Here is a 13,451-nt window from a genome sequence, read left to right on the forward strand (position 1 = left end):
CTTGCTCAACCAATCAGTCGGGCCTACCGATGGGGAAGGGGTTTATGGCGAAAGCAGACGGTCCATTCAATGAAATGGGCATGTCGGATGAGGTGCGCGGCCCGTATGCGGACATCGAGCGATGGCTGCGCGAAATGCCGTCCGACAAACTGGAACTGAAGCGCCGCGAGGCGGAAACGCTGTTCCGGCGTGTGGGCATCACCTTCGCGGTGTATACCGAGGGCGGCGATCCCGAACGGCTGATCCCCTTCGACATCATTCCCCGCGTGCTGGCGCGGGCCGAATGGGACAGGTTGTCACTGGGCCTGCAACAGCGGGTGAAGGCGCTGAACGCCTTCCTGGCCGACGTTTATGGTGAACGCCACATCCTGCGCGCGGGCAAGGTGCCGGAGCGCATGGTGCTGGGCAACGAAAGCTTCCGGCCCGAGATGCAGGGCTTCCTGCCCCCGGCCGGCGCCTACACCCATGTGGCCGGCATCGATATCGTCCGCCTGGATCCGGACAATTTCTATGTGCTGGAAGACAATTGCCGCACGCCCTCCGGCGTCTCCTACATGCTGGAGAACCGCGAGGCCATGCTGCGTCTGCTGCCCGATCTCTGCGGCATGCACAAGCTGGCGCCCGTCTCCCACTACCCGGAAGACCTGCTGGACACGCTGAAGTCGGTGGCGCCGCCGGCTTGCCGCGACGCGCCCACCGTGGCGGTGCTGACGCCCGGTTCTTACAACAGCGCCTATTACGAACACTCGTTCCTGGCCGATGAGATGGGCGTGGAACTGGTGGAGGGCAGCGACCTGTTCGTGGACGAGGGCTTCGTCTACATGCGCACCACCCAGGGGCCGAAGCGTGTGGATGTGCTGTACCGCCGCATCGACGACGATTACCTGGACCCGCTGACCTTCCGTCCCGACAGCGCGCTGGGTGTGCCCGGCCTGTTCGCGGCCTATCGCGCCGGCCGGGTCACCCTGGCCAACGCCGTCGGCACCGGCATCGCGGACGATAAGGCGATTTATCCTTTCGTCCCCGAAATGATCCGCTTCTATCTTGGGGAAGAGCCGATATTGCTGAACGTCCCGACTTATCTTTGCGAACGGGACGACGACCGGAAGTATGTGCTGGAGCACCTGCATGAGCTGGTGGTGAAGGAGACGCGCGGGTCGGGCGGCTACGGTATGCTGATCGGGCCGCAGTCCACCGCCGCCGATCGGGCGGCGTTCGCCGACCGCATCAGGGCGCGGCCGGCCGATTACATCGCCCAGCCGACGCTGGCGCTGTCCACCTGCCCGACCTTCGTCGAACAGGGCATCGCCCCCCGCCATGTCGACCTGCGGCCCTTCGTGCTGAATGGGCGGGAGATCCGGGTCGTGCCGGGCGGCCTCACCCGCGTGGCCTTGCGCGAGGGCTCCCTGGTGGTGAATTCCAGCCAGGGCGGCGGCACCAAAGACACCTGGGTACTGGAGCGCTGACGAATGCTGAGCCGTACCGCAGACGGACTGTTCTGGCTGGCCCGCTATATGGAACGGGCGGCCAGCGTCGCGCGCCTGGTGCAGGTGGGCAACCGCATGTCCAACATGTCGCTGTCCCTGGACAATCCGGGCAACGAATGGCGTTCCACCCTGGTGGCGGCGGGGACGGAGCCGGGCTACCTCGCCAAGCATGGCGAGATCGTTCCCTCCCTGGTGCTGGACTACCTGGTGCTGGACCCGGAAAACCCGTCCAGCATCGTGTCCTGCATCGAGACCGCCCGCCGCAACGGCCGGGCCGTGCGCACCGCCCTGACCGTGGACACGTGGGAGGCGCTGAACGAGACCTGGCAGCAGACCCGGGCCCTGAAGGCCGACCGCCTGGCGGCGGACAGCCTGCCCGGCCTGATGGACTGGGTGGTCCAGCGTTCCCTGCTGTTCTGCGGCAGCTACGCCAACACCATGCTGCGCAACGATGGCTACCTGTTCACCCACCTGGGCACGCTGCTGGAACGGGCGGACAACACCGCCCGCATCCTGGACGTCAAGTACCACGTCCTGCTGCCGGACCATGAGGGCGTGGGCGGGGTGCTGGATTACTATCAGTGGCAGAGCATCCTGCGGGCCGTCTCGGCGCTGCGCAGCTACCACTGGGTCTATCACGACCGTCTGAAGCCCTGGCTGATCGCCGAACTGCTGATCCTGAAGCCGGAAATGCCCCGGTCCCTGGTGGCCTGCCTGGCCCATGTGGTGGATCTGCTGGAGGCCTTGGCCGTGCGCTATGGCGGCCAGAAGGGCGAATGCCACCGCCTGGCGGGCGAGATCCATGCCCGGCTGCGCTATGGCCGGGTGGAGGACATCTTCCAGTTCGGCCTGCATGAATACGTGACGCAGTTCATCGACGACATGCTGCGCCTGGGGCAGGAGATCAGCGGCTTCTACCTCAACGTCCGCTGAGCCGTCGCGATGGGGCCCGGTCCCGGATTCTTCCCGGGCCGGGTCCATTCGTTGCGTTTTCCAGCCATCGCCAATACTTAACGTGCGCGCCCTCTGGTGGCGGCCGCTGGTTTCGGGGTATGACGGGGCAAGGGGATAGGGGCCCTGTCCGTCGGGGCGCCCATCCCTCACTTGAAGAAGAAAGCCGCCCGTCAAGGACGGCGTCCCGCATGTTGAGGCCTAGAGATGACCTATTGCGTCGCCCTGTTCCTGAAGGCTGGGCTGGTGATGCTGTCCGACACCCGCACCAACGCCGGGGTCGACAACATCTCCACCTTCTGCAAGATGCACCGGTTCGAAACCCCGGGCGAGCGCTGCATGGTCCTGCTGACGGCCGGCAACCTGTCCATCAGCCAGTCGGTGGTGAACCGCCTGCAGGAAGGCGTTTCCATCGGCGATGCCGACCCGGAGACGCTCGCCACCGTGCCGTCCATGTTCCGCGCCGCCCAGCTGGTGGGGGCCGCCATCCGCGATGTCTACAACAGCGACGGCCTGGCCATGAAGGCGCAGGGCGTGGGCTTCGACGCTTCGTTCCTGCTGGGTGGGCAGATCAGGGGCCGGGGCATGCGCCTGTTTCAGATTTATTCCCCGGGCAATTTCATCGAGGCCACGCCCGAAACACCCTATCTGCAGATCGGGGAGCACAAGTACGGCAAGCCCATCCTGGACCGCGTCGTCTCCTACGACACGCCGGTGCAGGACGGGGTGAAGCTGGTGCTGGTCTCCATGGACAGCACCCTGCGCAGCAACCTGTCGGTGGGCATGCCCATCGACCTGGCCGTCTACCACCGTGACGACCTGCAACTGCGCATCCACCGCCGCATCACCGAGACCGACAGCTATTTCCAGCATGTGCGCGACCACTGGTCCAACGCCTTGCGCCAGAGCTACGGCACCCTGCCCACGGCCGATGAATGGTGGTCGGGTAAGCGGCAAGGTTAAGGCGCCGCCGACACCAAGCCGCGATGAGTTCAACTCAACGCAGTTTGGTATCATCCTTCATTCCTCTTCAGCAGCGGCTTCAGCACGGCGGCCACCGCGGCCAGGCCGGCGGGCAAGGCCGCCGCCAAGGCGGCGATCTCGGGCTGGCACGCGTCCGCCTTGCCGGCGCGCGCGCTGGCCTGGATGCGGGTGGCCATGGCCTGCATCTGGCGCAGCCCGATATCGCCGGCCGTGGCGATCAGGGTATGGGCGGCCCTGGCCATGGCGTCGGTGTCGCTGGTGTTCGCCAGGGTCTCCAGCGCCGCCACGCGCGCCTCACATTCGTTCACCGATGACATGACCAGGTCGGCCAGGGTGTCGGTGTCCAACAGTTCAGCCAGCTGGCGCAGGGGGGCTGGGTCCAGCACCGGCGGCTGGGCCGCCGACGCCGTTGGAGCCGGTGCCGGGGTTAAGGCGGCGGGGGTGGCGGGAACGGCTGCTTCCACACTGTCCTCGATGGAGCCGCCCGCCGCCACCCAGCGCGCCACAGTGGTGGCCAGGGTGGGCAGGGCGAAGGGTTTGGCGATATAGTCGTCCATGCCGGCCGCCAGATATTCCTCGCGCATGCCGGTCATGGCGTTGGCCGTCATGGCGATGACGGGCGTGCGCGGCCGGCCCGCCGCCGTTTGGATGCGGCGGATGCGCTGGGTGGCCTGCACGCCGTCCATTTCCGGCATCTGGATGTCCATCAGCACGGCGTGGAAGGCCTCGCGCTCATAAAGCTCCAGCGCCGTGCGCGCGTCCCCGGCCAGGGTGACGTGATAGCCCAGCTTCTCCAGCATGGTCCTGGCGACCGTCTGGTTGATGTAGTTGTCGTCCACCACCAGCAGGCGGGCGCCGTTGCCGGTAGGCAGGCCCGGCCGGCCGGCCTTGGGCGACGGGCTGGGGCGCGGGGGCGCCGCCGGCGGCGTTCGTGACGGTGATGGCGCCTGCACCTTGGCCATGTCCTTGGCGCGCGCCACCGGCAGGCGCACGGTGAAGGCGAAGGTGCTGCCCTGGTTCAGCGTGCTGTCCAGGGTGATGGCGCCGCCCATCAGGGCGACCAGCCGCTGGGATATGGCCAGGCCCAGGCCCGATCCGCCGAAACGGCGGGAGATCGAGGTGTCGGCCTGGCCGAACTTGCGGAACAACTGCGCCTGGGCCGGCGCGCTGATGCCGATGCCCGTGTCGCGCACGGCGAAGTGCAGGGGCACCAGACCATCCTTGGCGATGCCCACCTCCACCTCCAGCGTGACCGACCCCTTTTCCGTGAACTTCACGGCGTTGCCCACCAGGTTCAGCAGCACCTGGCGCAGGCGGAACGGGTCGCCCCGGTAATGGCCGGGGGCGGCGCCCACCACCATCGTTTCCAGCCGGATGCCCTTGTCGCGGGCGCGCGGCTCGAGGATGGCCAGCACGCCGGCGGTGACGTCGGCAAGGGCGAACGGCACCTCCTCCAGTTCCACCCGCCCCGCTTCCAGTTTCGAGACGTCAAGGATGTCGTTGATGATGGACAGCAGGGCGTCGGCGCTGTCGCGGATGATGGTGGCGTACGCCGCCTGATCGGCGGTCAGGGGGCTTTCCAGCAGCAGCTGGACCATGCCCATGACCCCGTTCATGGGCGTGCGGATCTCATGGCTCATATTGGCCAGGAAGTCGGACTTGGCGGCGTTGGCCGCCTCGGCGGAACGGCGGGCGGCGTCCAGCTCCTCCGCCAGGGTGCGCAACTCCCGCGCCTGGGCGGCCAGGCGGTCACGGGCGTCGATAAGGTCGCTGACCTGCCGCCGCTGCAAGGTCATGTCCATATAGCTGACGACGAAGCCGCTGCCCGGCATGGGGATGGCCCGCGCCTCCAGCGTGCTGCCGTCGGCCCGGGTCAGTTCATAGGTCATGGGCTCCGATGAGCGCAGGCCCGCCAACGGGTCGGCGGCGCCGTCCTTCAGCAGGGGCTCGACCTCCGCCAGAGGCAGCCCGGGCGGGCAGTCCTCCGCCCGCAGGCCCATCAGGTCCAGGAAGTGCCGGTTGCGGATGGACAGGCGCAGTTGGGCGTCGAAGGCGACGATGCCTTGGTCGATGGATTCCAGGACGGTGGTCAACAGCCGGTCGCGTTCCTGCAGGTGCCGGCGCGCCTCCACCAGGGGGGTGATATTGCGTCCCACCCCACGGAAGCCGCGGAAGCGGCCGTCGGGCCCGTGGTAGGGCCGGCCCGAGATCTCCACGTGCCGGATCTGGTCGTCGGGGCCGGGAACGGAATAGGTGAAGTCGCGAAAGGGCGTGCGGGTGTTCAGGAAGCCCTCGTAGACCGCCCAGTGGGCGGCGTCGGCGTCGGCTGACAGTTCCCGCCGCGTCCGGCCCAGCAGTTGGGTCATGTCGATGCCCACGAACTGCACCCCTTCGGAGATGTAGGTCAGGCGGTGGGTTTCATCCGTTTCCCAGTACCAGTCGGTCGACACCTCCGTCAGATCGCGGAATCGCTCCTCCCGCGCCACCAGTTCCTGCTCCTGCCGGGCGACGGCGTCGGCCATGGCGTTGAAGGCCTGGGCCACGGCCTCCAGCTCCGGTCCGCTGCCGGGGCTGTCGATATGGATGGCCCGGTCGCCGGCGGCGATGCGTTGCGCCGCGTCGCCCAGGGCGCGCAGCCAGCGCAGCACCGACAGCTCCAGCCCCGCCACACCCAGGGCGAAGGCCAGCAGGGTGACGGCCAGCACCACCACAAGGTTGCGGCGGAAATCGATGTTGGCCGCGGCCAACACCTCCGCCTTGGACAGGCCCACGGCCACGCGGGCGCCGGTGTCGCCCACGCTGGCGATGCCGAACAGCCGGCCCACGCCCCGCAAGTCGACGGTGTCGGCGTTGCCGTCCGGCGTGGCCAGGATGGCACTGATCAACGGCGACTGGGGGTCGCCGTCCCCCACCTCGGCGCCTGAATCCGGATATCGCGCCAGGATGTGGCCGTGGCGGTCCACGGCCAGGAACACGGCGCGGCGCCTCTCCACCAGCTGGCGGCCCATATCCTCCAGCCATTGCAGGCTGATGGCGGTGCTGGCCACCCGGGCGACGTCACCCTTGGGCGTGGCCTGCATCTGCGCCACCACCATGACGGGCTTGCCCGAGGTGCGGCCGATCAGGAAGTCGCTGATGGTGGGCTGGCCGGTCTTGATCAGGGTCTGGAAATAGTCGCGGTCGGCGAAGTTCTGGAAGGGCGGTCCGGAGGAGGAGCAGAAGGCCTGGCCGTCCGGCCCCATCAGGTTGACGTTGGTGATCCAGGGGTGGGCCACCTTCATCAGCCGCGCGTCCTGCACGCACTCCTCCACCGGCAGGCGGGCGCTTTCGCTGACCAGCGTGTCGGCGATGTGCCGGGCCTGGGTGATCAGCATGGCCTGCTGCCCGGCCAAGGCGTGCGATAGGCCCAGGGCCTGGGCCTGGGCGCCCGCGATGGCCTCCGACCGGCGGGCGCCGTAGTCGGCGATGGACAGGGCGGTGAGCGGGGCCACCACCACCAGCAGCAGGATTTGCAGCCGGGCCCGCAGGCCTTTGCCGTGCAGCTTCAGGTAGTGGCGTGGCAAGCCGTCATGCCTTTCCCGGCTAAACGTCAGGGTGGCGCCATCATAGCGAAAGCCATCGGGAAATACAGGCACAGCCGTGAGACAGGATCGTTGCGGATCCGATTTCTCAATTGATTAGGCACGCTTGGCCACGTTCAGGCCGCCTGCACCTTGCGCGTCCGGGGCACGGTGACGGAGATGTAGAACTGCGTGCCGGCCTTGTCGAAGGCCATCTCCGCCCCGATCTGGCGGCACAGCGCCTGGACCACGGTCATGCCGATGCCGGCCAGGCGGGCGGCTCCCATGTCGGCGGGCAGTTGGCCGCTGGGGTCGTCGATGATGCAGGACAGACGGTTGTCCACCACCGCCAGGGTCAGCTGCACCGGGCTGGACAGCTCGTCCGACCGGCGCAGGGTGGGGGTCAGCATCTCGTTCAGGATCAGGGCCATGGCGACGCCCGTCTCCACCGGCAGCAGCACGGGCGTGCTGGTCACCTGCACCCGGTCCAGGGCACCGTATTCCGCCGCCACCTCGCGGCAGAAGGCGGGCAGCAGGGCGCCGAATTCCACCTCATCCACCGTTTCGGCCTGCAGCATGCGCTTGTGCACCTCGTTGATGGCCAGCACGCGGGTGCGGGCCTCCGCCAGGGCGCGTTCGGCTTGCGGGTCCTTGGTGTCATGGGTCTGCAGCTGCAACAGGGTGCCGATCATGGCCAGGCCGTTGCCCACGCGATGGTTGATTTCCCGCAGCAGGCGGCCCTTCTCGTCCAGCATGTCCTGCAACTGCTGGCGCATGCGGCTCTCGCGGTCGGCCTCGTTCATGGCGCCGCTGGACAGGCGCCAGACCAGCCCGCCGGCCACCAGGCAGATGACCACGCTGCCGGCCACGAACAGCAGGCGCAGGGTGTTGACCCGGCCCTGCCGCTGCACCAGCAGGGCTTGCTCGGTGCCGTCGATGACGGCGACCTGTTCCCGCACCTCGGCCATCAGGGACTCGCCCCGTTCCAGGGTGATGGTATCGGGGGCGGCGCCGGCGGGGGCCTGCATCAGCACCTGCAGCGCGTCCAGCCGGGCGTTGGCCAGGGCCGTCAAGGTGGACACCCGCCGCGCCTGGTCGGCGTTGTCGCTCAGCAGGGTGCTCAGCGCCAGCAACTGGTTGGTGGCGTCGTCGCGATAGCCTTGGAAACGGTCGCGCGCCTCCGGCGCACGGACCAGCAGATACAGGCGTTGGGCCGATTCCGCCGACAGGATGTGGCTTAACACCAGGGTCGCCGTGGTGCGGACCTGATGGCTGTGGTTCACCCACCTCTCGCTGCTCACCACCTCCGCGAAGATGGATTGCATGATCAACAGCAGGGCGACGATGCCACCCAGGGCCGCCAGCCCCGCCAGTCGCACCCGCTGTCGCAGCAGCATGTCCACGGCTTACGCCCTCATCAAACCCGGCACCCTCACGAAAACCGCGACGCGCCAATCGCCCAAAAAAAAACCCTCCGCGTTTCGCAACGCGGATGGGGAAGACCAGATGCGGAACATGACGCAGTTTTTCCCCGTTGGCGATCTTGCCTTCGGCGTATGCCCCTTCAGGTTCCGGGCCGGGGCGAGGGGGCGGGCAGGGGAATCGCTGTGGTGGATTTGATGCGTTCCATGGCGAAGCTGGAACTGACGTCGGTCAACTTGGTCACCTTGATCAGACGCTTGTACACCCGGTCATAATGGGGGATGTCGGCCACCAGCACCTTCAGCAGGTAATCCACGTCGCCGCTCATGCGGTAGAACTCCACGATCTCCGGGATGTCGGCCACGCCCCGGGCGAAGGTCTCCAGCCAATCCTCGTCGTGCTGGTTGGTGCGGATGGCCACGAACACGGTGATGCCGCAGCCCAGCAGGTCGGCGTCCAGCAGGGCGACGCGGCGGCGGATGATGCCCGCCTCCTCAAGCTGCTTCACCCGTCGCCAGCAGGCGTTCGTCGACAGGGCGACGGCGTCGGCCAGTTGGGCGATGGATTGCGAGGCGTCCTCCTGCAGCAGCTGCAGCAGTCTGAGGTCGGTTTTGTCAAGATGTTCCATGGAACTGCCACTTCGTGGGATAAAGTTATCCAATCGCGCCCGAATGATGGGACAGTTTGGGATTTTTCTCAAGGCCGCCCGGGTTATGCTGGTGGCACCGGCACGGGATGACAGGAGAGGCCAGGGATCATGTTGGGCAAGCTGTTTATCGACCACCCGCGGGCGGTCCAGGAAAGCTACGGCGAGCATGCCGTGGTGGCGGCGTCCTTCGGCGGCCGCATGGTGCTGGCGGGCCTGGCCTGCCTGGTGCACGCCGTCGTGCCCGGCCTGTTCGTGCGCACCGGCAGCCGCACCATCGCCGTGCTGTATGACGAGATGGTGGTGAACCGCAACCGCAAGGCGGCGGCCCAGCCGGAAAGCCCTGTCGGCGCCCCGGTGGGCGGCCCGGTGGGCGCTCCCGTGGGTGCCGGCTACCGCTCGATATCCGGATAACGCGTCCGGCTTTCCATAAGCGCCGGTGCCAGGGCGATGATGGCGTCCACCACGGACGGGTCGAAATGGCGGCCCCGCTCCCTGGCCATGTACTCCAGGATGCTTTCCAGGGGCCAGGGCTCCTTGTAGGGCCGGTGGCTGCCCAAGGCGTCGAACACGTCGGCGGCGGCGACGATGCGGGCCAGGGGATCGATCTCGTCCCCGCGCAGCCCCCTGGGGTACCCCGTCCCATCCCATTTCTCGTGATGCTGAAGAGAGATGATGGCGCCAGCGCGGAGGATGTCCTGGCGCGCGTCCTTCAGCATGCGCCAGCCGATGTCGGCATGCGTCTGCATGACCTTCCATTCCTCCGGATCCAACTGGCCGCGCTTGTTCAGGATGTGGTCGGGAATGCCGATCTTGCCGATGTCGTGCAGGGGGGCGGCGTAGCGCACCCGCGCCACCATGGTTTCGTCATAGCCCAGATAGGCCGCGATCATGCCCGCCGCCTCCGACACCCGCTTCAGGTGGTTGCCGGTTTCCTGGTTGCGGGTTTCCACCGCCTCGCCCAGGCGGAAAACGATTTCGCGCTGGGTCTCCTCGATCTCTTCCTTCAGGCGCAGGTTGTCGAAGGCGACGGCCAGGTTGCGCACGAACAGGGCCAGCAGGTCGCGGCCCAGAGGCGTGGTCGCGGCGACGCCGTCCAGGTACAGCATGCGCCGCCCGCCGCCACCGGTGGGCAACCATTCGCTCCAGCGATCGTGTTCCCGCATGTTGCCGTCCAGCCCGAGGGCGGCCTGCACCTCCGTGGGCAGCGGCCCGTCCCCGTCGAGGATTTCGAACCGGCCGCAGGCGGCCAGGGCGTGGGCTGGGCCGTCGGGCTGCTCCTGCTCCAGCACCAGGCCGTTCAGCCCCACCCCGCCCGTGAGGCCCGCCAGTTGGTCCAGGGATGTGCGGGCCAGGCGATCGGCGGCGGTCAGGTGGAAAATGCGGGGCAGGGCGTCGATCAGCCGGCGCAGGCCCTGGCGGCTCTGCTCCACCGCCGCGATGTCGCGGTATCCGCGCAGGCAGGAATACATCAGGGTGAACAGCTGCCGCTCCGTCAGCTCCCCCTTTTCGCGGTAATTGTCGATGTCGTAGCGGGCGATGATATCGGCTTCGGGCGCGGATCCCGGCTGGCTGGTGTTCAGCACGATGCGCACCTGGCGGTTGCCCAGCCGCTCCCGCACCGCCTTGGCCGCGTCCAGGCCGGCGCTGTCGCTTTCCATCACCACGTCCAGCAGCAGCACGGCCACGTCCGGATGTTCCGCCATGCGCTGCAGGGTCTCCGCCCCGGAATGGGCGTGCAGGAAGGCCAGCGGCCGGCCGTCCATGCGAAAGCCCTCCAGCGCCAGTTCGGTCACGGCGTGGATGGCCGCGTCATCGTCGGCGATCAGCACCTTCCATGGCGCGACCGGGGACGCCGACGCCGGTGGAACCGGGTCGGCGGGCGGCCGGGCGAACAGGTCGTCGAAGGTCGTCATGGCGATGTCCGGGTGAGGGCTTCAGGCCCCGTCCCCGTCGCGGTGACGGAAGGCAGGACCAGGGGCATCTCGATGCGGAAGGTGGTGCCGGCGCCAAGGGCGCTGTCCACGGTGATGCGGCCGTTCAGGCCATTGGTGACCAGGGTATGGGTGATGGACAGCCCCAGGCCGCTGCCGCCCCGTCCCCGCTTGGTGGTGTAGAAGGGCTCGAAACAGCGGTGGCGCACCTCTTCAGTCATGCCGATGCCGTCGTCGCGCACCTCCAGGATGGCGCGGGGGCCCGACCGGGTCAGGGTGATGCGCACTGTGCCGCCCTCCTGGTCGGGGAACGCGTGGATGATGGCGTTCAGCACCAGGTTGCTGGCCACCTGCCACAGCTGGGCCGGCACGGCGCGCACGATGATCTCGCCGTCCCCCTCGATGGCCAGGGTGTGCCGGCCGCGCTTCAGCTCGGGCCGCAGGTTGACCAGCGCGTCCTCCAGGTACTGCTTCAGCCGCACGTCGTGTTCGGCGTCGCCGTTCTGGTCGATGGCCACCTGCTTGAAGCTGCGCACCAGCCGGGTGGCGCGGTCCAGGTTTTCCTGGATCAGGGACGTCAGGGTCGCCGCCCGGTCCAGATAGTCATCCAGCATCTCCTTGGTCATGGTGCGTTCCGCGAAGGCACCGGCCAGCAGGCGGGTGCGCTCCGCCAGGGTGCTGGCAGCCGTCACCCCCACCCCAATAGGCGTGTTCACCTCATGCGCGACGCCGGCCACCAGGCCGCCCAACGCGGCCATCTTTTCGCTTTCCACCAGTTGGCCCTGCGCCTCCTCCAGCTGGGTCAGGGCCTTCACCGCGCGCTCCTTGGCGGCGACGAGCGCCAACTCGTCGCGTTTGCGGGCGGTGATGTCGGTGGCCAGGCCCACGATCATGTCGCCGCCCGGGACCAGGCGGAAACGGGCCTCATACCAGCGCCGAGCGCCGGGCAAGGGCGCGTCGAAGCTGTACTGCCCGCCGCCATCCGCCAGGCGGGCCAGCAGGGTGGGCATGGTCAGCAGGCGCATGCCGGGGGGATAGAGGCCGGCCAAGTGGGTATTGACTTCGGCCAGGGTGGCACCGGGCCGGGTCAGGTGCTCCGGCAAATCCAGCACGACGGCCAAGTGGGCGTTGGCCGCCTTCACCCGGCCCTCGCGGTCCAGCAGGCACAAGCCTTCCGTCATGTTGTCGAAGGTCAGGCGCAACTCGCCCACCGCCTGGTGCAGGCGCTGTTCCAGCAGGATGGCCGGGGCCAGCAACCGGCGCGACGCCGCGCCATAGGCCAGCCAGATGCCGGCCAGCAGCAGCGTGGCGCCGGCCAGCGGCCAGACGGCGCCCCAAAGCAGCCAGGACAGGAATTCCGGCCAGGGTACGCGCACCACAAGCGACCAGCCCAGGTTGGTCAAGGGCAGGGCGGCCGTCAGCCAGCCGCCGTCGCGCACCGGCTGGCCGGCGCCGGCCAGTGCCCGCCGCACGTCGGCGGGGGGCAGGCTGGGGCGGTCGCCGGTGCGGGCGTCTGGCAGCGCGGCGTCCGATGGGGCGCCGCCGCGCAACACCACGGTGCCCTTGGCATCCACGATCAGCAATTCATTGTCGGGCAAACCCGGCAGGGCGTCCATCTCCCGCCACAGTCCATCCAGCGACAGGCTGACGGTCACGGCCAGGAAGTCGGGGCGGTCACTGGACCGGGTGAGATAGGCGGCGGTGATGCCCCGGCCCGCCACCATGCTGCGGTAGGGCGCGCTCATCATGCCCTGGCCGGTCTTCAGGGCGCGTTCGGACAGGCCACGGATACTGGCGATCAGCCGTTCGCCGGTCATGTTGTCGCGCAAGCCCCGGGGCATGTCGGGGTAGGTCAGCGCCCAGTCCGCCCCGATCACGGTGACCGAACTGATGGGTGTGCCGCTGGCCAGCAGGCTGACACTCTCCAGCAAGGACAGAAGGCAGGCTGTGGGCCCGGAGGGCGGGCGATGGTCGGGTGTGGCCAGGATCAGGTGGGCCGCCAGCGCCACGGGGTCGGCGGTCAAGCGCTCGTCACAGCGCACGGCGTCGTTGGCGGGAAGACCCTGGATGCCGCCCGGCACCGTTCGCGTGCCCGACAGGCGCATGGCGACGCCGTCGCCGATGGTGCGCGCCTGCTCCATCACCGGGGTGATGCTCAGGGCCCGCGCCAGCAGCTGGCGTTGCAGGTCCGCATTCAGCGCGTCGGCGTCGTGACGTAATTGCGCGCCCGCCACCGCCAGCACGACCAGCGTCAGCAGCACGGCCGTGGCCAGCAGGCCCCGGCGACCGAATTGGCCCAGGCGCGGGGGGTGCGCCGGCCATCCCGGGGATGATTCGCCTGATGTGGCGCCCTCAGGCTCCAACGCCCCGTCGCGCCGCGCCGTCGTCGGCGCCGGGGTGGAGGAAGAGGTGGGGAAGAAGGTCATCAGGGTCCGTGTGCCGCCTGCCCCGGTCCAGGAGGGGAAGG

9 protein-coding genes are annotated in these 13,451 nt (G+C 68.4%); 4 read left to right on the plus strand and 5 right to left on the minus strand.

Annotated elements, in window-relative coordinates:
• The first annotated feature begins 44 nt into the window (after positions 1-44).
• The 3 genes from UAA55_RS04140 (at position 45) to UAA55_RS04150 (ending at position 3,401) form a co-directional block, all read left to right on the plus strand.
• The gene (locus tag UAA55_RS04140) at positions 45-1,466 is read left to right on the plus strand and encodes a circularly permuted type 2 ATP-grasp protein (protein ID WP_322951394.1); all 1,422 of its coding nucleotides are present in this window, start codon (positions 45-47) and stop codon (positions 1,464-1,466) included.
• Between the two features lie 3 nt (positions 1,467-1,469).
• Positions 1,470-2,420 (plus strand): alpha-E domain-containing protein, encoded by a 951-nt coding sequence (locus tag UAA55_RS04145; protein WP_322951395.1) that lies wholly within the window; start codon positions 1,470-1,472, stop codon positions 2,418-2,420.
• A gap of 225 nt (positions 2,421-2,645) precedes the next feature.
• Positions 2,646-3,401: a proteasome-type protease gene (locus UAA55_RS04150; protein WP_322951396.1), complete on the plus strand. Its 756-nt coding sequence runs from the start codon at positions 2,646-2,648 to the stop codon at positions 3,399-3,401.
• Positions 3,402-3,451: 50 nt separating this feature from the next.
• Here UAA55_RS04150 and UAA55_RS04155 read toward each other — a convergent pair whose 3' ends face one another.
• The 3 genes from UAA55_RS04155 to UAA55_RS04165 all read right to left on the minus strand — a co-directional run bounded on the left by UAA55_RS04155 (position 3,452) and on the right by UAA55_RS04165 (position 9,032).
• Positions 3,452-6,985 carry a response regulator gene (locus tag UAA55_RS04155; protein WP_322951397.1) on the minus strand — a complete coding sequence of 1,178 codons (3,534 nt, stop codon included), beginning with the start codon at positions 6,983-6,985 and terminating at the stop codon, positions 3,452-3,454.
• Positions 6,986-7,119: 134 nt separating this feature from the next.
• Positions 7,120-8,379 (minus strand): sensor histidine kinase, encoded by a 1,260-nt coding sequence (locus UAA55_RS04160; RefSeq protein ID WP_322951923.1) that lies wholly within the window; start codon positions 8,377-8,379, stop codon positions 7,120-7,122.
• Positions 8,380-8,546: 167 nt separating this feature from the next.
• Complete coding sequence (locus UAA55_RS04165) at positions 8,547-9,032, minus strand: Lrp/AsnC family transcriptional regulator (RefSeq protein WP_322951398.1); 486 nt, start codon at positions 9,030-9,032, stop codon at positions 8,547-8,549.
• Between the two features lie 129 nt (positions 9,033-9,161).
• On the opposite strand from UAA55_RS04165, the gene UAA55_RS04170 reads away from it, so the two are divergent.
• Complete coding sequence (locus UAA55_RS04170; protein WP_322951399.1) at positions 9,162-9,464, plus strand: DUF6356 family protein; 303 nt, start codon at positions 9,162-9,164, stop codon at positions 9,462-9,464.
• On the opposite strand, the gene UAA55_RS04175 is transcribed toward UAA55_RS04170, so the two are convergent.
• Positions 9,443-10,966, minus strand: coding sequence for an HD domain-containing phosphohydrolase (locus tag UAA55_RS04175; RefSeq protein WP_322951400.1), 1,524 nt, complete (start codon positions 10,964-10,966; stop codon positions 9,443-9,445). The two genes, UAA55_RS04170 and UAA55_RS04175, sit on opposite strands and share 22 nt — an antisense overlap.
• Complete coding sequence (locus UAA55_RS04180; RefSeq protein ID WP_322951401.1) at positions 10,963-13,410, minus strand: sensor histidine kinase; 2,448 nt, start codon at positions 13,408-13,410, stop codon at positions 10,963-10,965. The genes UAA55_RS04175 and UAA55_RS04180 overlap by 4 nt, the downstream gene beginning before the upstream one ends.
• Between the last annotated feature and the right edge of the window lie 41 nt (positions 13,411-13,451).

It is taken from the genome of Nitrospirillum guanabarense (genome assembly GCF_034653355.1).
Taxonomy (GTDB): domain Bacteria; phylum Pseudomonadota; class Alphaproteobacteria; order Azospirillales; family Azospirillaceae; genus Nitrospirillum.